The following is a 21128-nucleotide window of genomic DNA, read 5'->3' on the forward strand; positions in this document are numbered from 1 at the left end:
GTCATGTCGGCGGCGGCCTTGACCGAGCCGGTGGCGCGGTGCGCGACCGCGCCGCACAGCGCCTCGATCATCGCCAGCACCGCCGCGTCGGAGTTGGCCGACAACTGCCGGCCGGCGCTGACATACAGCGCGATATCGGCAAAGGGCGCCAGCGGCGAGGTGGGCCCATCGGTCAACGCGAGGATCCGCGCGCCATGGGCGCGGGCGCGCTCGGTCAGCGCGACGCTGTCATAGACATAGCGGGGAAAGGCGATCGGAATCACCAGATCGCGGCTGGTCAGCTTGAACAGCTGCCGCGCCGCGGTCGACGCGCCGCCGACGCCCGCGACCGTGATCACCGTGCGGCAGTACATGTCCAGGCCATGCTGCAGCAGCCCGGCCAGATAGCCGCTGGCACCGAAGCCCAGCACATAGACATGCTCTGCCTCGAGGATCGCCGTCACCGCGCGTTCGCAGGCATCGGCATCGAGCGCGCGGCGCGTCGCCTGCAGGTTGCGCTCGTTCTCTTCCAGCGAGGCCGCGATGATCTCGGTGATCGTCGCCGGGCGCTCCAGTTCGGTGCGCAGCTTCTCGACTGGCGCCAGCGTGGCCTCGAACCCGCGCACCAGTTCGGCGCGAAATTGCGGGTAACCGTCGAAGCCCAGCGCATGCGCGAAGCGGTTTGCCGTCGCCACCGACACCTGCACCGCCTGCGCAAACTCGTCGATCCGCATCGTCGCCGCGCGGAACGGGTTGGCCAGCACGTAGTCCGCCATGCGCTGGTGCGCCGGCGTCAGCGACGGGAATACCTTCGCAATGCGCTGGGAGACGGTGGTCTCGGGCGCCGGGTCTGGCACGGAATCGGCCGGCCTGGCAGCCGGGTCCGAACGGGAAACGGTCATGGCTCTGCGGTGGGCCGGACGCAATCTGGTGCATCCGGCGAACGGCTATCGATGTAAACAAATTTACACGCAATAGCTGTGCCATGAAAATAGAGTTTACGAGAGCAAGGGTTTACCCGCATCTATTCGGCGGCTTCGCCCCCTGCTGTCATTGACTGTGCTGTCCAACTCGTTTAGATTGCCTGGATCGAAGCGACTGACCGGATGAGATCGAGCGCTTCCCAGCGGCGAAAGCCGTACCCGCGCAAGGCGAGTCGAAAGTGGTGTCCGGATCTGCTGTACAGAAAGGCGCCCCAGTGGCGCCTTTTTTATTGTCGGCTTATCTTTTGGTGGCCACTGGGTGACCCAGATACACCTTTCCACACAGCAAGACAAAGCCTATGGAACCAAGGCAGACTGGCGCCCGTTCGGTCTGGTGGTAGGCACTCTCCACGATCAGATTCAGGTCCTGGGACCGCCTCCGCTCGCCCAAGGCTCGGCGGACCTCAAAGAAGACATGATATGGACCTTTGGGGTCCTGGACGGTCATCGAGTACGCCCAGTTACGCCGTGACGATGTTTGCCAGACTTTTGCCTTCGGATGATTTAGCCCAAGAATCACGCTGGGAAGCTTCCGAGACAGGCGATAGCGCACCGGGCAAAAGACACGTGGCCGGTGCGTGTTGCCGTCGAAGATGGGTTGTTTGAAGTCGGGCGCCGCATCCAGGCACCTTTTCGTGAAGCAATGATTCGAAAAGGTGACGCGCATGCGAAGCGTCTTCTTGGCGAGGCCGCTTTCAACTTCCAAATTGAACGGCTCCAGGTGTGCAAAATCGATGATCTCGCCCTCGACCGCTGCAGGCGGGAAGTAAGGTCGTGCCACGAGCTGGTCCTTGCAGTCGCCCCTTGAACGAGGCACAAAGCGGCGATTCTCGGACAAGCGCTACCGTATCGCTTGCCATGCGGAACGCTTCTTGCAACTTTCGAACTTCCCCGAAAAAGCAGGAGGCACCCATGCCAGCGCAACGCCGAATCCTGGTGGTCGCGACCAACGTCGACCAGTACCAAAAAGTGGGCTTTCGTACCGGCCTGTGGCTCAGCGAACTGACGCACTTCTGGGATGTGGCCGAGGAAGCGGGCCATACGCTGCAGCTGGCGTCGCCGTCGGGCGGCAAGATCCCGATCGATCCCGAGAGCCTGATGCTGTCGGAACTTGCACGAAGTGCCGGCATGCGCAGCAGTGTTTTCAAACGCTATGAGGACCGGATCTTCATGGACCTGCTGAACGACACGGCCAACGTGGCGGCGGTCGATTCCGGCGAGTTCGATGCGATCTACCTGACCGGCGGCCACGGCGTGATGTTCGACTTCCCGGGCTGCGAGCCGCTGGCGCGGCTGATCGCGGCGATGTACGAGCAGGGCCGTGTGGTCGCGGCGGTATGCCATGGCCCGGCCGGACTGCTGGACGTCCGGCTGTCCAACGGCGAGCCGCTGGTGCAGGGCAAGCGCGTGACCGGCTTCTCGTGGAACGAGGAAATCATGGCCAAGCGCGACTTCGCCGTGCCGTTCGGGCTCGAGCAGGAGCTGGGCAAGCGCGGCGCGCAATACAGCAAGGCGATGCTGCCGTTTGCGCCCTATGTGGTCGAGGACGGGCGCCTGATTACCGGACAGAACCCCGGCAGTGCATATGGCGTCGCCAAGGCGGTGCTGCGCACGTTGCGGTTGTCGGAGCCGGCGGCCGAGCCGGCCTGAACGTGCCGGCTGGAGCGTGCCGGCTTGAATTGCCGGGTGACTGCCCGGGCGGCGGCCCGAACGGTCAGCCGCCCACGCCCATCGCCGGTAATACCCGGCCCGGATTCATCAGGTTCTTCGGGTCGAGCGCCCGCTTGACCTGCCACATCAGTTCGAGCTCGACCTGCGACTTGTAGCGGCGCAGGTCGTCGCGCTTGACCGCGCCGATGCCGTGCTCGGCCGAGATCGAGCCGCCCTCGCCATGGGCGAGGCCATCGACCAGGTCGGACACCGGCTTGTACCACTGCGCGAGGAACGCCTTGGCGTCGGCGTCCTTGGGACGCAGCGGATTGAAGTGGACGTTGCCGTCGCCCATATGGCCGTAGATCACCATGCGGGCATCGGGCACCAGTTCCAGCACGCGGCGCGACGCCTCGTCGACGAAGCCCGCGATGCGCGACAGCGGCACCGACACATCGCACTTGATGCTGCCGCCGGTGCGCGTCTGCGCGTCCGAGATTTCCTCGCGGATGCGCCAGAAGGTCTGCGCGTCGGCGACGCTGGCGGCGATCGCCGCGTCCCGCACCAGTTCCTGTTCGTAGCCGCTCTCGAGAATTTCGAGCAGCGTCGCTTCGAGGCTGGCGGCATCCGCGCCCGAGCTCAATTCGATCAGCACCATCCAGTCGTGCCGCTGCGCCAGCGGCGAGGCGACATTGCCCAGATAGTCGAGCACCAGGTCCAGCGCCGGGCCCGAGATCAGTTCGAACGCCGTGACGGCGCCGCCCGACAGGCGCTTGGCTTCGCCCAGCAGGCGCACGGCCGCGTCCGGCGACGCCACCGCCACGAAGGCCACCGCGCTCGCGCGCGGTTGCGGCATCAGCTTGAGCACCGCGGCGGTGATGATGCCCAGCGTTCCTTCGGCGCCGATGAACAGGTGTTTCAGGTCGTAGCCGGTGTTGTCCTTGCGCAGGCCCCGCAGCGACGAGTAGATGCGCCCGTCGGGCAGCACCGCCTCGATGCCGAGCACCAGGTCGCGCATATTGCCGTAGCGCAGCACCGCGGTACCGCCGGCATTGGTCGACAGATTGCCCCCGATCTGGCACGAGCCTTCGGAGCCGATGCGCAGCGGAAACAGGCGTCCGGCTTCTTCCGCCGCGGCGCGTGCGGCGGCCAGCGTCACGCCGGCCTGCACGGTCAGCGTGTCGTTGACCGTATCGATCGCCAGCACCTGGTTCATGCGGCGCAGGTTCAGCACTACGGCATCGCCGCGCGTGTCCGGCACCGCGCCGCCCATCAACGAGGTATTGCCGCCCTGCGGCACCACCGGCACGCCGTGCGCATGGCACCACGCCATCACCGCGGCAACCTGCTCGGTGGTCGAAGGCAGCACCACCACGCTGGCCTTGCCGCGGCTGATGCGCCGGTAGTCGGTGACGTAGGACTCGGTATCGGCGTCGGCGATCAGGCAGGCATTGTCGCCGACGATGGCTTGCATGGCGCGCAGCGTGGCGTCGCGCGCGGAACTATCCAATGGCATGGTCGAAGAAATCGGCAAAGCGTTCAGTAGGCGGCGGAGGGCCGTTGCGCGGGCGCGGCGCCTTCCTCGCGGAAGGAGGCCGCCAGTTGGCGTGCGGCCTTGGCGAACAGCAGCACATCGACGCCGGTCGCCACGAAGGTACAGCCCAGCTCCAGATATCGCCGGGCCAGCGCGGAATCGGAAGTTAGCGTGCCCGCCGCCTTGCCGCTGGCGACGATGGTACGCATCGCGTTCTCGATCGCGGCCTGCACTTCGGGATGGCCGGGATTGCCGCGATGGCCCATCGACGCCGCCAGATCTGCCGGTCCGATAAAGACGCCGTCGATGCCATCGACCGCGCAGATCTCCTGCAGATTCGCCAGCGCGGTCACGGTCTCGGCCTGCACCAGCAGGCAGACCTCGTCGTCGGCGACATCGAGATAGTCGGCACGGCCGCTCCAGCGGGAGGCCCGCGCCACCGCGCTGCCGACGCCGCGGATGCCTTGCGGCGGATAGCGCGTCGCGCTGACCAGCATGCGCGCCTGCTCGGCGGTATCGACCATCGGCACCAGCAGCGTGGTGGCGCCGATATCGAGCAGCTGCTTGATCAGCGGGACGTCGCCGGCCACGGCGCGCACCACCGGCGCGCTCGGATAGGCCGAGACCGCCTGCAACTGGGCCAGGACGCTGCGCACATCGTTGGGGGCGTGCTCGCCGTCGATCAGCAGCCAGTCGAAGCCGGCGGTGGCCGCAACCTCGGCGAGGTACGGCCCGGCCATCGACAGCCACAGGCCGATTTGTGGCCGGCGGGCGGCCAGTGCGGTCTTGAAGGGATTGGATGCGGGCATGACGGGTCCTGTCAAAGCGATACGGGTTCGATGGACTGGGGACTGGGCCGTGTACGTGCTTGTACGGCTTGGGTCGGGCTCAGTCCAGCAGACCCTGGCACAAATACTTCAAATGCAGATAATCGTCCAGTCCATGGCGCGAGCCCTCGCGGCCATAGCCGGATTCCTTGACGCCGCCGAATGGTGCGGCCTCGGCCGCGATGGCCCCTTCGTTGATGCCGACGATGCCGGTCTCCAGCGCCTGCGCGACGCGCCAGATGCGGCGCACATCGTTCGAATAGAAGTAGGCGGCGAGCCCAAAGGGCGTGTCGTTGGCGTGGCCGATCACCTCGTCCTCGCTGGCGAAGCGGAAGATCGGTGCCACCGGGCCGAAGGTTTCCTCGCAGGACAGCGCCATCTCCGGCGTGGCGCCGACCAGCACGGTCGGTGCGTAGTAGTGCGGTCCGTCCCCGGTACGCACGCGCCTGCCGCCGGTGACGACGCGAGCGCCCCGTGCCACCGCATCCTCGACGTGGCGGGCGATCTTGTCGACCGCGCGCGCATTGATCATCGGGCCGATCTGCGAGCCCGCCTCGCTGGCCGGCCCGACCTTCAGTGCGCCGACGCGCTGCGCCAGCCGTTCGACGAAATCGTCATGGACGGCCTCGTGCACGTAGATGCGGTTGGGGCAAACGCAGGTCTGGCCGCCATTCCGGAACTTCGATGCCATCAGCCCTTCGACCGCGGCATCGAGGTCGGCGTCCTCGAACACGATGAACGGCGCGTTGCCGCCGAGCTCCAGCGACAACTTCTTCAACGTCGCGGCGGACTCGCGCGCCAGATGCTTGCCGACCGGCGTCGAGCCGGTGAAGGTGATCTTGCGCACGCGGCTGTCGGCAAGCCAGACGTCGACCACCTCGGGCGTGCGTTCGCGCGACGCGGTGACAATGTTCAGCACGCCCGCCGGCACGCCGGCGAGCTCGGCCAGATAGACCAGCGCCAACGCGGTCAGCGGCGTGTCCTCGGCCGGCTTGGCGACCACGGTGCAGCCGGCCGCCAGCGCCGGCGCGATCTTGCGCGCGATCATCGCCAGCGGGAAGTTCCACGGCGTGATCGCCGCGACCACGCCGACCGGTTCCTTCAGCACCAGCAACTTTCGGCCCGGCACGGCCTCGGCCACGATGTCGCCGCAGATCCGGACCGCCTCGGCCGCGAACCACTCGACATACGCGGCACCGTACTGCACCTCGCCGCGGCTCTCGTGCATTGGCTTGCCCTGCTCGGCCGAGATGATGTGGGCCAGGTCTTCCTGGTGTTCGAGGATCAGCGCGTGCCAGCGCTGCAGCAGCCGCGCGCGTTCCTTCGCCGGGCGGCGGCTCCAGCCGGCGAAGGCGGCGTGGGCGGCATCGGCGGCGCGGCGCGCATCGGCGGCGCCACTGTCCGCGACCTGCGTCAGCGTCGACCCATCGGCAGGATTGGTGACATCGAGCCGATCGCCGGCCGCTGCGGGCTGCCACTGGGCGCCGATCAGGTTCTGGCCGCGCAGCAGCGCGGCATGGGAAAGCTGCAGGGACATGATGCGATGGAAGTCCTGGAAAGGATGCGGCCGGTCAGCTGACGATGCCCATATGCCAGGGCACGAACTCGTTGTCGCCGAGGCCGAGCAGCTCGCTGCGGGTCTTCTCGCCGGAGGCGACGCGCAGGATATGTTCGAAGATGCGCTGCCCCATCTCGGCGACGGTCAGTTCGCCGTCGACGATGACGCCGCAGTTGATGTCCATGTCGTCGGCGAGGCGCCGGTACATCGGCGTATTGGACGCCAGCTTGATCGTCGGCGCCGGTTTGGAGCCGAACATCGAGCCCCGGCCGGTGGTGAAGCAGATCAGGTTGGCGCCGCTGGCGATCTGGCCGGTCACCGCAACCGGGTCATAGCCGGGCGAATCCATGAAGACGAAGCCGGCCTTGTCGATCGGCTCGGCGTACTGGTACACGGCCTGCAGCGGCGTGGTGCCGCCCTTCATAGCCGAGCCCAACGATTTCTCGAAGATGTTGGCGAGCCCGCCCTGCTGGTTGCCGTGGCCGACCACGCCATTGAACTGCGCGTTGTGGCCGGCGGTGTAGCGCTCCCACCACGCTAGCCGGTCGAGCAGCTTCTGGCCGACCTCCGGCGTGACCGCACGTCGCGTCAGCATGTATTCGACGCCGTGGATTTCCGGGGTTTCGGACAGGATCGCGGTGCCGCCGTGGCGCACCAGGATATCCATCGCGGCGCCCAACGCGGGATTGGCGGTGATGCCGGAGAACCCGTCCGAGCCGCCGCATTCGAGGCCGATCTTCAGATGGCTGGCGGGAACCGGCTGGCGTCTCGCCGCATTGGCCGCCGGCAGCATCGATTCGATCGCCCGGATGCCGGCGGCGATGGTCTCGCGCGTGCCACCGGTGTCCTGCATCACCATCGTATGCAGATGGCTGCCGGGCTCCAGTTGCTGCGACTCGACCAGCGAGGCGACCTGATTGCGTTCGCAGCCCAGGCCGACGATCAGCACGCCCGCCAGGTTCGGATGGCGCGCATAGCCGGCCAGCGTGCGGCGCAACAGATCGAAATGCTCGCTCGGCGACGACATGCCGCAACCGGTGCCATGGGCGAACGCCACCACGCCGTCAACGTTCGGATACGCCGCCAGCCGCTCGCGGCTGAAATGGTCGGCGATATGCCGGATCACCGTGGCCGAGCAATTGACCGACGACAGGATGCCGATGAAATTGCGCGTGCCGACACGGCCGTCCGGACGCACGAAGCCCTGGAAGCTCGCGCGCTCGGCCTCGGGCACATAGTCGATGGGCCGCACGTCGCTGCAGAAAGCCGGATCGCGATAGAAGTCCACCAGCTTCAGGTTGTGCGAATGCACGTGCTCGCCCGGCGCGATATCGCGATCGGCCACGCCGATCACGGTGTCGTACTTGCGCACCGGCTCGCCCTTCGCGATCGCGCACGCCGCGATCTTGTGGCCGGCAGGCACCTGGGCCCGCGCCCGCACGCCAAGCTCGGGCAGCGGCTGTCCCAGCGCCAGGTCCTGGCGGGCGATCAGCACGTTGTCGTTGGCGTGCAGGCGGATGACGGCATTGACGTTCACGTCGAACAATTCCTGTGGTTGGCGAGGGCGATGGTGGTCTGCGCCAGGCACATCGGCGCTGAAGGGATCAGCTCTGCTGCAGCATTTCCTTCAGCTTCAGGCGCTGGATCAGCTGGGTTTCCTGCTCGTAGACCGCCGCCACGTACTTCTTGTAGTCGGGTCCGTCCAGATACATGACGGGCGCGTCGATGCGCGCCGCAACCTGCTTGAATTCCTTGCTGGCCACCGCGGCACGGAAGGCGTCGCGCAGCTGTTTCTCGACCGCCGAGTCCAGCCCCTTCGGTGCGCCGATGCCGTTGGGCGCTTCGACCACGACGTCGTAGCCGAGCTCGCGCAGCGTCGGCGTGTCCTTGAAGCGCGGCGTCCGCTGCTCGCCCCATGTGGCCAGCAGGCGGAGCTTGCCGGATTCGACATGCGGCGCCCACGAGCTGGAATCGGCCAGCAGGTCGACCTGACCGCCGAGCACATCCTGCAGCGCCGCCGAGCCGCCCTTGTAAGCGATCGCGTTGAAGCGCACGCCGGCGGCCAGCGCGAACTGCTCCATGCCGACATGGGTCGCCCCGCCGATACCGGCGTGGGCATAGGTCAGCTTGCCCGGATTGGCCCTGGCCGCGGCAACGACGTCCTGCAGCGTCTTGTACGGCGAGCCGGCCGGCACCGCGATGCCGAAGGTCTGGCCCGAGGTACGCGCCAGATAGGTCAGCTCGGTGCGCGGATCGATCTCCAGCATGCCAAGCTGCGAGAAGCGCGTGACCGAGATCGGAATCTGGCCAATGGTGTAGCCATCCGGCTTGGCTCGCGCCAGCGCGCGGGTGCCGATCATGCCCGAGGCGCCGGCGCGGTTCTCGACGACGATCGACTGTTTCAGGATGCCGGAGGCGACCTGGCACAGCGCGCGCATCGACTGATCGGCGGTGCCGCCGACCGGCCACGGACAAATGAAGGTGATCGGACGTTCGGGATAGGTCGCGGCACTGGCGCCGCTCGCGAGCAACATGCCGGCCGTACCGGTGGCCGCGGCCGCGGCGGCGGTCGCAACGCCCGCGCCGGCGCCCAGGATCAGGCGGCGGCGCGCGGGATTGATGGGGGAACCTGGGTTCATTGTCGTCCTCGCACTGTGTTATCGGTGGTGGCCGGCGTGCATCGAGGCAACGCCATGGGCGGCATTGTGTCCGGCTACGACATAACGATCCAATCCAATATCGTCATTGCTTGATAACCTTCCGGTTAAGTAGGGCACGAGGTAGACTGCACGGCATGCCCCATATCGACCGCGCGCTGCGCTCCAACATCAAGCTACGCCATCTGCAGCTGCTGGTGGCGCTCGACGAGTTCCGCCATCTCGGCAAGACCGCCGAATTCCTGTCGATCAGCCAGCCGGCGGTGTCCAAGGCCCTGACCGAAGTCGAGAAGATGCTCGGCCTGGTGCTGTTCTCCCGCTCGACCCGCGGCACTGAACCGACCGCGGCCGGCGAAGCGCTGATCCGCTTCTCGCGCCGCGTGCTGGCGCAATACGATCGCACGCGCGAGGAGATCGAGGCTGTCGACACGGGCGCGGCCGGCCGCGTGCGCGTCGGTGCAATGGGCGCCGCGCTGCCGGTGCTGCTGGCACACGCCACCGCCCGACTAAAGGCGCGCTCCGCGCAGGCCACCGTGCTGATCGAGGAAGGCGATCTGACGCACCTGCTGCCGAAGCTGCGCCTTTCCGAGCTCGACCTGATCGTGGGCCGGCTGGAGCCGGGCTATGCGGCACCCGACCTTGCAACCGAGGCGCTTTACAACGAACCAATGGTGGCCGTGGTCCGGCCCGGACATCCGCTCGCCGGCAAGCGCAAAGTTGGCTGGGCGGATCTGGCGCAGCTGCCATGCGTGATGCCGCCACCGTGGGCCTCGCTACGGGTCAAGCTGGAGCAGGCGTTTCTCGCGCAGGGCCTGGAGCCGCCGTCGGACCGGATCGAAACCTCGTCCTATCTCGCGGTCTCGACCTTCGTCGCGCAGCGCGAAGCCGTCGGCTTCCTGGCGCGCTCGGTGGCAAGGCAGTTCGCCAGCGAAGGCAGGCTCGACATCGTGAAGATCGCCGTGCCGATCGAATTGCCGCCGGTGGGAATCATTACGCTGCGCGCCTCGCGCGAAGCCGGACTGGGCGCCAGCGCGGACCATCTGGTGGATTGTTTGCGGTTGGCGGCGGCGGAGATGGGGACGGGTGAAGCCCCGCGGCGGCGAGGTGTACGACAGGGAAAATGAGTTCCGTTGAGGGTGTTATCAAACGTCGGCAATTTTCCCGAATTTGCCGACGTTCGATAACGGTGTGTGCGCCACTGTCCCGACGACAGACACGCCGCTCCGGCACCTCGCTTCCAGAACGCGAATAGTCACCGGCCCTTCCCTGCTGGCACGCCGCCCTTGGTAAGCGCCTCGATGGCGCGGGCCGCGGCCAGATGCTGGGGCACCGACAAGCCCTGCGTTGCCGTGGCAGGCGAGATCTGCGCGCCTTGCGCGCTGCCGCGCGCGGTGAAGTCGGCGCCGGGCGCGTACACGTTGCGTGCGATCGCGCCGACCTCGGCGTCGGACAGGTCGGCGGCCACCAGCAATTGCGCGGCGACGGCCACGGTCGCCACGTTGCCTGTCTGGTTTGCATAGGTGCCGGCGGGAACCGTATAGCGCAAATAACCACGGCCGGAATCGGCCAGCGCGGCGGCGGCCTTCTCGCTGAGCGGCAACAGGCGCAGGGGAACCGCGGCCAGCGCGTCGCGGATGCTTTCCGATGGCACGCCGATGATCTGGATCACGGCGTCGACCTCGTTCTGCCGAAGCGCCACTAGCGATGCGTTGATGCCCAGCTGGCGCCCGGAAAAATCCGCCGGCCGCAGCCCGTGCGCCGCGAGGACGCGCACGGCAGTCCGCTGCGACGCGCCGCCCTTCTCGCCGATGGCGATGCGCTTGCCGCGCAGATCCGCCACCGCCTTGACGGCGGCATCGGCGCGAACGAGAACATGCACGGCCTCCGGATACAGGCTGCCGATCGCGCGCAGTGAGGTGAACGGTCCGTCGGCGGCAAAGTCGCCGTCGCCGCGGTAGGCGTCGAGCGCCGCATCGGCTTGCGCCAACGCCAGCGAGGCCTTGCCCTGGCGCAGCATGCGCAGGTTCTCGTCGCCGCCCCTCGTGACCAGCGGCACTACCCTGGCGCCCGGTTTGGCGGCCAGCGCCTGGGCGAAGCGCAGGTATTGCCCGCCTTCGGCGCCTCCCGCCAGCGGATAGCCCTGGTTGGCGCGCGCGAGCCGGGCGCGAATGCTGGCGTGCGCGGCGGCAAGTTCCTGCGTGATCATCGCGTGCTGTTCGGGTGAGGACTCTGCCGGCACGGATTCGACGATGCGGCGGACCGCTTCGAGCATGGCGGCCGCGCCCTGCGGCGCGCTGGCCGCATAGGCGGGCGCGGCGACCGGACGGTAGCCGCCGGATGCGACCGGTACCCAGCGGCCATCCTGCTCGCGGTACACCGCGGCGCCGTGCGCGCGAATGATGTCGCCGGCCTTGTTGCCGCCCAGCGCAATGCCCTGCACGCCCTTGGGCGCGGCGCCGAGTGCGGAGATCAAGCCGGCAACGCCAGGGGCATCCCATGCGCCGAAGTCGAAGTCGCGCGTCAGCTTCAGCTCGGCGTCGAAGTAGACGACACGCCGGTCCTCGCCGGGCGGACCGCGCCGATCGGTCTGCGAGCCTTGGCGCCGCAGCTCCGCCAGTTCCACTGTTCCGGGCGGCAGCGCCTGCCCAAGCCGCGCGGCGACATCCTTTCGCAACGCGTCGGCATCCGGGCCGCGCTGGCATCCGGCCAGCAGCAACACCACGGTCGCGGCAAACAGCGCGGCAAACAGCGTGGGGAACAGCGCGGGGAACAGGCGGCGCACGATCAGCCTCCCATCAGCGGCATCGCCAGCATCAGCGTCAGCACGAAGGCATTCATGATGTCGACGAAGAATGCGCCGGCGAGCGGCGCCACCACGAAGCTTTTCGGTGCCGGTCCATGCTTGGCGGTGATCGCCTGCATATTGGCCATCGCGGTCGCGGTCGAGCCCATGTTGAAGCCGATGAAGGCGGCAGACAGTACCGCGGCCTCATAGTCGCGCCCCATGAAGCGGAAGCAGACCAGCACCACGTACAGCACGATAAAGACGACCTGCATCGCGATGATCGCGAGGAACGGTCCCGCGGACAGCGCCACGTCGACCAGGTCGAGCGCCATCATCGTCATCACCAGGAACAGCGACAGGCTGACATTGGAAATCAGCTCCGCGGGACGGTCGTCGAAGCGCACGCCTGCCAAGGGCAGCAGGTTCCGGATCGCGATGCCCGTCAGCATGCACCAGAGGAAGCCCGGGATGGTGATGGCCTGACCCGAGAACTGCGCGGCGAGCCAGCGGCCGATCACCACCGCCACCAGGATGCCGCCCAGCGCGCCGATCGCGGCGACGGTCGTGATGGGGAAGCCATGCGCTTCGGCTTCGACGCTGGCTTCGTCCTCGCCCTGCGAGCGCAGCCGATACCGCGAGATCAGGTACTGCGCGACCGGCCCCGCGATGATGCCGCCGACGATCAGGCCGACCGTCGCCACCGTCATCGACAGCTCCATCACCGACTGCAGGTTGTTGATCTCGGCAAAGCGCTCGGCATAGGCGGCGCCGGTGCCGTGTCCGCCGACCAGCGTGATCGAACCGCCGACCAGCCCGAAGATCGGATGCAGGTCCATGGCCTTGGCCATGCCGACACCGACGATGTTCTGTACGGCGATATAGGGAAACAGCACGATCAGGAAGATGACCAGCGCCTTGCCGCCCTGCTTGAGCGCGCGCAGGTCGGCGCCCATGCCGACGCCGGCGAAGAACATCAGCAGCAGCACGGGCTTGATGCCCGCGTCGATGACAACGCGGAAGTCGAACAGCGCCACCGCGATCGCCGCGACGGCGGCAAACAGGATGCCACCGGTGATCGGGTCGGGAATGTTGTAGCGCGACAGAAAGGCGACCCGCCGATTGATCAGCGTACCGAGCAGCAGGACCAGCACGGCGATCAGCACCGAGGCGACCGGATCGAGGCGAATCTGCATCGAGTTCCCATCCTTGCCCGCCGGTACCGGCGGAAAAGTGACGCGTATGGATCTATGCCAGCATAGACGCGACAAATGCGAACTGCAATGCGCAAAAAAAATGCCGGACGCGATCGATCGCGTCCGGCCTTAGCTTGCTTGCGAATCCGTCGTCCCCGCGAAGGCGGGGACCCAGTGACTTGGAAAGCCGCTGGATTCCCGCATGCGCGGGAATGACAAGCGAGGGCTACGCCGCCGACTGCGTCAGCTCGGGCGTGCCCGGCGTATTCGACGCGGCAGGCGCGACGGCTTCGCCCGCCATCGCCTTGCGCAGCTGCTCCTTGTCCAGCTCGCCTTCCCAGCGCGCGACCACGATCGCGGCGGTGGCGTTGCCGACCAGGTTGGTCAGCGCGCGGCACTCCGACATGAAGCGGTCGACGCCCAGGATCAGCGCCATGCCCGCGACCGGCACCGAGGGCACCACCGCCAGCGTGGCGGCCAGCGTGATGAAGCCCGCGCCGGTCACGCCGGCCGCGCCCTTGGAGCTGAGCATCGCGACCAGCAGCAGCAGGATCTGGTCGCCGAACGACAGGTGGATGTCGCAGGCCTGCGCGATGAACAGCGCCGCCATCGTCATGTAGATATTGGTGCCGTCCAGGTTGAACGAATAGCCGGTCGGCACGACCAGGCCGACCACCGACTTGGCGCAGCCGGCCCGCTCCATCTTCTGCATCAGCGTCGGCAGCGCGGCTTCCGACGAGCTGGTGCCCAGCACCAGCAGCAGTTCCTCGCGGATATAGCGGATCAGCTTGACGATCGAGAAGCCGTTATAGCGCGCGACCAGACCGAGCACGATCAGCACGAACAGCAGCGACGTCAGGTAGAAGGTGCCGACCAGCATCGCCAGGTTGGCCACCGACTTGATGCCGTACTTGCCGATCGTGAACGACATCGCGCCGAACGCGCCGATCGGGGCGACCTTCATCAGGATCGACACCAGGCGGAACACCGGCAGCGTGACGGCCTGCAGGAAATCGACCACCGGCTTGCCGCGCTCGCCGACCAGCGCCAGCGAGATGCCGAACAGCACCGCGACGAACAGCACCTGCAGGATGTCGCCATTGACCATCGGGCTGAGCACCGTGGTCGGGATGATGTTCATCAGGAAGCCGGTGATCGTCGAATCGTGCGCCTTGGCGACATAGCCGGACACCGCGTTCGAATCGAGCGAGGCCGGGTCGATGTGCAGGCCGTGGCCGGGCTGGACCACGTTGCCGACGACCATGCCGACCGCCAGCGCCAGCGTCGAGAACGTCAGGAAGTAGACCATCGCCTTGCCGGCGACGCGGCCGACCTTCTTCAGGTCCGACATGCCGGCGATGCCGGTGACCACGGTCAGGAAGATCACCGGCGCGATGATCATCTTGACCAGCTTGATGAAGCCGTCGCCGAGCGGCTTCATGCTCGAGCCGAGATCGGGCCAGTAGTGGCCCAGCGCGATGCCGGCGACGATGGCGACCAGCACCTGCACGTACAGATGGCGATAGAACGGACGAGGCTGCGCGGCCGTGGCCGCGGCGGTGTGGGTGTCGATCATGCGGGTGTCCCCTGCCAATGGGCTGCCGGGCGCCATGGGAACGCGCGGCTGCGAGTTTCTTGAAATATCCTGGCCGAGCGGATGCGGCGCCGGACCCGCCGCTATCGCAATGCGTGTGCCAACCAGGATGTCTTTCGCAACCCGTTGATCTTTAAAGAAAAAATCTGGAAGCGGCGTCCGCCTCGCTGGCGCTTGAGTGGAATTCCACATAGAATTCGGGCCGGTTGTATGGAAATCCACACAACCTTTGCCGTACACAGCCCGAGATCGCAACTCAAAGTGCGTCCCCTAGCCCGTTCAGTGGTCCACCGCTTCCACCCACCCCTCGCCGATGGCCCAACCGCCCGCCTCCACCCTGCCGACTGACCACGCGCCCGTACGCCGGTCCCTGTCGCCGCGCAGCGCTGCGGGCGTCGCGCTGGCGGTGCTGGTGATGCTGGCGCTGACCGTCGCGGTGCTGCGGCTGGTCGAACGGGCGGCGCATCGCGAGGCCGCCGCGACGGTGACCCAGCGTGCGCTGACGGCCGCCCAGTTCAACGTCGCCACGCTGCGGCGCGATCTCGACAAGCATCGCGCGCTGCCCTTCGTGCTGGCGCAGGACCCGGACCTGAAGACCGCGTTGGCAACGGCCGACCCGCAACGCATTGCCGCGTTGAACGGCAAGCTGGAGGCATTGGCCGCCGGTACCGGCGCTTCGGTGATCTACGCGGTCGATCGTCGCGGCCTGGCGGTCGCCTCGAGCAATTGGCGCGGTCCCGATAGCTTCGTCGGCGAGAACTACGCCTTCCGCCCGTACTACCAGGGGGCGATGGCCCGCGGCGCCGCCGAGCACTTCGCCCTTGGCACGATCAGCCGCCGTCCCGGCCTGTACCTGTCGCACCGGCTGGACGATGCCGGCGGACAGCCGGTCGGCGTGGTGGTCGTCAAGGTCGAGTTCCCCGGCCTGGAGGAAGACTGGGCACATCTGGCCGAGCCGGTCTTCGTCACCAACAGCGACGGCGTGGTGCTGCTGACCAGCGAACCCGGCTGGCGCTTCCGTTCGCTGGTGCCGCTTGGCGAGCCGGCGGCCGAGCAGTTGCGGCGCAGCCTGCAGTTCGGCGATGCAACCTTCGCCCCGCTGCCGATCCGGCCGTTGTCCGCCCCGGCCGGTGCCGCGCCGGCATGGAAGCCACCGGTCAGCGGCGAAGAAATGCGCGCCGACGTGCCCGGCCACCCGGCCGGCGACAGCTATCTGCACGTGGCGCTGCCCGTACCTTCCACGCATTGGACCTTCCACCTGCTGGCACCCAGCCGCGGCGAGCGGACCGGCATCGCGGCGCGGATGCAGGCCCAGGCGCTGGTGGTGCTGCTGCTCGCCTATGTCGCCATGGTCACCGCGTTCTATGCGCGGCGCCGGCTGCGGCGGCATAACGCCCAGCAGGCGGCGATCCGCGCCGAGCTGACCGCGCGCGTGCAGGCGCGCACCGCGGAATTGCAGGCGGCCAACGACCAGTTGCGCGCGGAAATGGAGGAGCGCCGCCAGGCCGAACTGCGGTTGCACGCCGCTCAGGAAGAACTGGTACAGGCCAACAAGCTGACCTTTCTCGGCCAGATCGCCGCCGGCGTCGCACACGAGATCAACCAGCCGGTGGCCGCGATCCGCAGCTATGCCGACAACGCCGGCAGCTATCTGGAGCGCGGTGAGGCCGAGGGGGCCCGCTCGAGCCTCGCGCGCATCGGCGCATTGACCGAACGCATCGGCGCCATTACGGCCCAGCTGCGGGCGTTTGCCCGCAAGGGTTCGGGCGCACGAGAGCCGACGCCGGTGGACGGCGCGATCGACGGCGCGCTGCTGTTGCTCGGGCCGCGCCTGCGCACGCAGCCCGTCGCGCTGGTACGGTCTGGCGACAAGGGACTGCGCGTACAGGCCGAACGCCTGCGGCTCGAACAGGTGCTGGTCAATCTGCTGCAAAACGCGCTGGACGCCGTCGCCGGCCGCGACGATGCGCGGATCGATATCGCGACGCATGCCGACGAAGCGCGCGTCCGCATCGAGATCGCCGACAACGGCCCGGGCATCGCGCCCGACATCGCCGAGCGGCTGTTCACGCCCTTCTCCACCTCGAAGCGCGAAGGCATGGGGCTGGGGCTGGTGATCAGCCGCGACATCGTCGCCGACTTCGGCGGCACGCTCGATACGCGCTCCGGCAGCACGGAAAGCGGCGGGCCTGGCGGCGCCATCTTCACCATCACATTGGATTCATCCCCATGATGCAAACCACCGAAGGCCAGGCCAGCCATGGCCCGGTGCGCCGGGTCGCCCTGGTCGACGACGACCACGATGTCCGCGCAGCCGCGGCCGAGAGCCTGACGCTGGCCGGCTATCGGGTCGACGCGCACGCCAGCGCGCAATCGTTTCTCGACAGCCTGCGCGACGGCTATCCGGAGGTGCTGGTCACCGACATGCGGATGCCGGGGCTCGACGGCCTGCAACTGTTCGAACGGGTGCTGGAGCGCGACGCCAGCCTGCCGGTGATCTTCATCACCGGACATGGCGATATCGCGCAGGCGGTCGAGGCGATGCGCCGAGGGGCCTACGATTTTCTGGAGAAGCCTTACGCCACCCATCGGCTGCTGACCGCGGTCGGTCATGCCTGGGAACAACGCCGGCTGGTGCTGGAAAACCGCCGGCTGCACGACGCCGCATCGCAGGCCGAAAGCGCCTGGCCGCTGATTGGCGTCACGCCGGCAATGGAGCGGCTGCGCCAGACCATCCGCCATATCGCCGATGCTGACGTCGACGTGCTGGTGGTCGGCGAAACCGGCAGCGGTAAGGAAATGGCCGCGACCGCGCTGCATCGGTGGAGCCGTCGCAGCGCCGGCGAACTGGTGGCGCTCAATTGCGCGGCGCTGCCGGAGAGCGTGATCGAGAGCGAGCTGTTCGGCCACGAGCCCGGCGCCTTCACCGGCGCGCAACGCAAGCGAATCGGCCGCATCGAACATGCCAATGGCGGCACGCTGTTCCTCGATGAGATCGAAGGCATGCCGCCGTCGGTGCAGCTGAAGCTGCTGCGCGTGCTGGAGACGCGCAGCGTCGCGCCGCTGGGAACCAACGAAATGCGGCCGGTCGATCTGCGGGTCATCGCGGCCAGCAAGGTCGATCTGGGCGACCCGGCACAGCGCGGCGATTTCCGCGAGGACCTGTATTACCGCCTCAACGTCGTCACGCTATATATGCCGCCGCTGCGCGAGCGGCGCGAAGACATTCCGCTGCTGTTCGAGGTCTTCACCGGCCAGGCCGCGCGCCGCTTCCAGCGTGAGGCGCCGCCGCTCACCGATGCGGTACGGCGCTACCTGAACACGCACGCCTGGCCGGGCAACGTACGCGAACTGCTGCATTTCGCCGAACGGTTCGTGTTGGGGGTGCATACGCTGCCGGCCGCTCCTGTCGCGGCGAGCACGACGTCAGACGGTACGAGCGGCGAAGGCACGTTGGCCGAACGGATGGACCGCTACGAAGCCCAGCTGATCCGCGACACGCTCGCCGCGAACGGCGGCAATGTACGGTCAACGCTGGAATCGCTGGGCATCGCCCGCAAGACGTTCTACGACAAGCTGCATCGGCATGGGATCGAACGGCGGCTCTATGTCAGCGACAGAACCGAATAGTCGGATGGCAGAACCGCCTTACTCATGAAGGCAGGCGATGGGTTGTACCCTCGGAGCGATACCGTTCCACATGCACCATGCGGCTTGGACTTGGCAATGAGACATGCACCATTTCGGCACCGCTTCGTCGATCCACGCCAACAACGTTAGTCCTTCTTGATAGATCTGTGGAAGCTCAACTGGCTTAAGCCACAGGATCGGTTCGTGATGAAAGGCTCGGTTCCGCAATAGTCTGAGGCGGTTCAAGAGCGGAGAGACGTTATGACGCTGCCGTTGTGCTTTCGGAAGATGGCGAAACGCCCGCCGCAGCGATTTCCACAATCGTGACTGGAATTCGGCGTTGAACAGGATCACCCAAAAGCCAAGCGTCAACTCGGCAATTATCTTGTCGGGCGTCTCTGGCTCCCAGCGGGATCGCAGCTTTGCCTTTGCTCGGGCCACCTGCGATAGATGCCTCTGGAATAGAGGATCGCCTTCCCACGCCGCCCACCAGTCGGCGCGGCCATAGTGTTCGGCTAGTTGCCGACTGACGGCGTTGCGCAAACTGACTTCCACTACGCCGAGGAAAGGGGTAACCGCGCCGGCAACGATCAGGTTGTGCCGATAGGCTTCCATCGCCAACGCTCGATCATTGTGGCAATACGTCAAATAACGACTGGCTCTCGCCGTCGAAAACACCCGCTCAAACGTCCTCCACTCCACAGCCATTCCTCCATGACCTTGTACTGCGTTAAAGGTCAGGAAGTATCGAAGGCCTTGCGCGTGAGAACAGTCAGGAAGTAGCGCACACTTTCGAACTGCGCTAGAATCCGACCACTGCCCTAACCTGTCCTCTCCCGGATGCACATGCCGGTGATGACTCTAGGTCGATACATGGCTCGCCTCGCGCGGGCCATGTCTGTTTTCGGGCCATGTTCCATGGCGCGCTCGGCTTCGCGCACCGGCGACCGATGCGTGTCAGCTGGCTTTGCCGCCAGATGCAGCAAGGCGCTTCGCGAGGTCTGGCAGCACTTCGCTACCCTGCAGTGCCGCGGCTGCCAGCCGACGCACATGATCCCGCAGATCGCGCGGCCATGATTCGGTCAGCATCACAAAGCGCTCGCCGTCACCGGCATACAGCGCGCGGGACGCGTCCTCGTAGCCGGGCTGGTTGCCAAGCATCGCAAGCATGAAGCGGTCAGCTGCTTGCTGCGCTTCGCGCATCGCCTGCCGTCCTCCGTCCTGGGCACGCGCGTGCTCAACCAGTTTGCGCAGCGTCACTGACGCGCCGCCCGGCTGTGCGGAAAGCCATTCCCAGTGGCGCGGCAGCAGGGTTACCTCGCGTGCCACCACGCCGAGCCTGGGACGGCCCGGCGTCCGGGGTTCGCCCCTGCTCTCTTCCCTTTCGCGTTCCGCCTGCTCCGAGGCCGGCTGTCGCCCGTCCGGTTGCAGCCTCGCGACAATCTCCTGATCCGTGCCGCACAGGTCGAAATCGATCTGGCGGCCGCTGCGATCGTCGAAGATCAATACCGCTGGCGCCGACGCGTCGTCGCGCCGTTGCGCGAGGGCGCGCTTGACGGCAAGGGCCACGGCGCCGGGCGCGCCGGAAGCGAGAATGCGTTCGCCGATGAACGCGGTGCAGGTGTCTGGTTTTGGCATGTTGGAACTCCGTGAACTGGCGGCATTTTATCCGGGTAAAACAAGATGGTCAATATTACCCGGGTTAAATTCCGCAACACGGTCACGCCCCTGCTGTCCACTCACTCCACCGAAATCCCCCGCTGCTTGATCACCGCTCCCCAACGCGCCGTCTCCTTCTGGATCGTCTCTCCCAGCTGCCGTGGCGTGCCGCCGCCGACGTCCATGCCGAGCGTCGCGAGCTTGCTCTTCAACGCGGGATCCGCCAGCACCTCGCCGGTCTGGCGGTTCAGTTGTTCGACGACCTCGCGCGGCGTGCCGGCCGGGGCCATCAGCGCGTACCACGACACCGCCTCGAACTGCGGGAAGCCCTGTTCGGCGACAGTCGGCACATCGGGCAGCACGGCGGAGCGCCTGGCGCTGGCGACGCCCAGCGCGCGCAGGCGCCCGGCCTGGATATACGGCAACGCCGCCGACATCTGCGCAAACATCATCGTGACCTGGCCGCCGACGAGGTCGGTCATCGCCGGACTGACGCCCTTGTAGGGCACGTGGATCAGCTTGACGTTGGCGTCGAGCTGCAGCAGTTCACCGGCCAGATGCGCCTGGCTGCCCGCGCCCGGCGAGGCGAAGGTCAGCTTGCCGGGCTGCTGGCGTGCGAGCTTCAGCAGGTCGGCAAGCGACTTCGCCGGGACGCCGGGGTGAACCACCAGCACGTTTTCGGCCGTGGCCAGCATCGCGACCGGCACCAGGTCGGCCGCCTTGTACGGCAGGTTCGGCATCAGCGACGGATTGACGGCGATATTGCCGACCGGCACCACGGCCAGCGTATAGCCATCAGGCGCGGCCTTGGCGACCTGATCGACGCCGATCGTGCCGGCCGCGCCGGCCTTGTTCTCGACGACGACCGGTTGGCTCCAGCGTTTGGACAGCCCCTCGCCTGCCGTACGTCCGAGCACGTCGGCCGGACCGCCGGCCGCAAACGGCACGACCAGCCGGACCGGCTTGGCGGGATAGGCCTGCCCGCCGCCCTGCGCCGACGCGCCAAGCGGCACGCTTGCCGCGAGCAGCGCGCCCAGTATCGTGGAAAGCAAACGCATCATCGTGATTCTCCGAGAGTG

At 67.1% G+C, this 21128-nt stretch carries 17 protein-coding genes; 4 read left to right on the forward strand and 13 right to left on the reverse strand.

What is annotated here, in order from left to right:
* Both B551_RS15790 and B551_RS25660 read right to left on the reverse strand, forming a co-directional pair.
* Positions 1-881 (reverse strand): MurR/RpiR family transcriptional regulator (locus tag B551_RS15790; RefSeq protein ID WP_023264501.1); only part of this gene is annotated, 881 nt, incomplete at its 3' end.
* A 319-nt stretch (positions 882-1200) separates the two neighbouring features.
* The gene (locus B551_RS25660; protein WP_006577424.1) at positions 1201-1743 is read right to left on the reverse strand and encodes a hypothetical protein; all 543 of its coding nucleotides are present in this window, start codon (positions 1741-1743) and stop codon (positions 1201-1203) included.
* 131 nt (positions 1744-1874) lie between these two features.
* Here B551_RS25660 and B551_RS15795 point away from each other — a divergent pair, with 131 nt between their 5' ends.
* Positions 1875-2612: a type 1 glutamine amidotransferase domain-containing protein gene (locus B551_RS15795; RefSeq protein WP_023264502.1), complete on the forward strand. Its 738-nt coding sequence runs from the start codon at positions 1875-1877 to the stop codon at positions 2610-2612.
* Between the two features lie 64 nt (positions 2613-2676).
* Here the strand turns inward: B551_RS15795 and B551_RS15800 are convergent, their stop codons facing one another.
* From B551_RS15800 to B551_RS15820, 5 genes are all read right to left on the reverse strand, one after another.
* On the reverse strand, positions 2677-4086 hold the full coding sequence (locus B551_RS15800) for an FAD-binding oxidoreductase (RefSeq protein WP_006577427.1): 1410 nt from the start codon (positions 4084-4086) through the stop codon (positions 2677-2679).
* 65 nt (positions 4087-4151) lie between these two features.
* Positions 4152-4955 (reverse strand): 4-hydroxy-2-oxoheptanedioate aldolase, encoded by an 804-nt coding sequence (gene hpaI / locus B551_RS15805; protein ID WP_023264504.1) that lies wholly within the window; start codon positions 4953-4955, stop codon positions 4152-4154.
* Between the two features lie 79 nt (positions 4956-5034).
* The gene (locus tag B551_RS15810) at positions 5035-6510 is read right to left on the reverse strand and encodes an NAD-dependent succinate-semialdehyde dehydrogenase (RefSeq protein WP_023264505.1); all 1476 of its coding nucleotides are present in this window, start codon (positions 6508-6510) and stop codon (positions 5035-5037) included.
* Between the two features lie 34 nt (positions 6511-6544).
* Positions 6545-8068 carry a UxaA family hydrolase gene (locus B551_RS15815; protein WP_006578875.1) on the reverse strand — a complete coding sequence of 508 codons (1524 nt, stop codon included), beginning with the start codon at positions 8066-8068 and terminating at the stop codon, positions 6545-6547.
* A gap of 67 nt (positions 8069-8135) precedes the next feature.
* A complete protein-coding gene (locus tag B551_RS15820; RefSeq protein WP_023264507.1) occupies positions 8136-9170 on the reverse strand; it encodes a tripartite tricarboxylate transporter substrate binding protein in 1035 nt (344 codons plus the stop codon).
* A gap of 155 nt (positions 9171-9325) precedes the next feature.
* Here B551_RS15820 and B551_RS15825 point away from each other — a divergent pair, with 155 nt between their 5' ends.
* On the forward strand, positions 9326-10312 hold the full coding sequence (locus tag B551_RS15825; RefSeq protein WP_006578873.1) for a LysR substrate-binding domain-containing protein: 987 nt from the start codon (positions 9326-9328) through the stop codon (positions 10310-10312).
* Positions 10313-10440: 128 nt separating this feature from the next.
* On the opposite strand, the gene B551_RS15830 is transcribed toward B551_RS15825, so the two are convergent.
* From B551_RS15830 to B551_RS15840, 3 genes are all read right to left on the reverse strand, one after another.
* Positions 10441-11970, reverse strand: coding sequence for a TAXI family TRAP transporter solute-binding subunit (locus B551_RS15830; RefSeq protein ID WP_006578872.1), 1530 nt, complete (start codon positions 11968-11970; stop codon positions 10441-10443).
* 2 nt (positions 11971-11972) lie between these two features.
* Entirely contained in the window at positions 11973-13166 is a 1194-nt protein-coding gene (gltS, locus tag B551_RS15835) for a sodium/glutamate symporter (protein ID WP_006578871.1), read from the reverse strand.
* Positions 13167-13392: 226 nt separating this feature from the next.
* Positions 13393-14742 (reverse strand): dicarboxylate/amino acid:cation symporter, encoded by a 1350-nt coding sequence (locus tag B551_RS15840; RefSeq protein WP_006578870.1) that lies wholly within the window; start codon positions 14740-14742, stop codon positions 13393-13395.
* A gap of 331 nt (positions 14743-15073) precedes the next feature.
* Between B551_RS15840 and B551_RS15845 the strand changes: the two genes are divergently transcribed.
* Positions 15074-16993 (forward strand): ATP-binding protein, encoded by a 1920-nt coding sequence (locus tag B551_RS15845; RefSeq protein WP_023264508.1) that lies wholly within the window; start codon positions 15074-15076, stop codon positions 16991-16993.
* Positions 16990-18390, forward strand: a complete 1401-nt coding sequence (locus tag B551_RS15850) for a sigma-54 dependent transcriptional regulator (RefSeq protein ID WP_006576565.1) — start codon at positions 16990-16992, stop codon at positions 18388-18390. The genes B551_RS15845 and B551_RS15850 overlap by 4 nt, the downstream gene beginning before the upstream one ends.
* Positions 18391-18408: 18 nt before the next feature.
* Here the strand turns inward: B551_RS15850 and B551_RS25665 are convergent, their stop codons facing one another.
* From B551_RS25665 to B551_RS15860, 3 genes are all read right to left on the reverse strand, one after another.
* Entirely contained in the window at positions 18409-19005 is a 597-nt protein-coding gene (locus B551_RS25665; RefSeq protein ID WP_216599701.1) for a hypothetical protein, read from the reverse strand.
* A 342-nt stretch (positions 19006-19347) separates the two neighbouring features.
* Positions 19348-20028, reverse strand: a complete 681-nt coding sequence (locus tag B551_RS15855) for a DUF2239 family protein (RefSeq protein ID WP_006576567.1) — start codon at positions 20026-20028, stop codon at positions 19348-19350.
* A gap of 101 nt (positions 20029-20129) precedes the next feature.
* Positions 20130-21110 carry a tripartite tricarboxylate transporter substrate binding protein gene (locus B551_RS15860; RefSeq protein WP_023264509.1) on the reverse strand — a complete coding sequence of 327 codons (981 nt, stop codon included), beginning with the start codon at positions 21108-21110 and terminating at the stop codon, positions 20130-20132.
* Positions 21111-21128: the final 18 nt, after the last annotated feature.

The organism is Cupriavidus sp. HPC(L), assembly GCF_000307735.3.
Taxonomy (GTDB): Bacteria; Pseudomonadota; Gammaproteobacteria; order Burkholderiales; family Burkholderiaceae; genus Cupriavidus.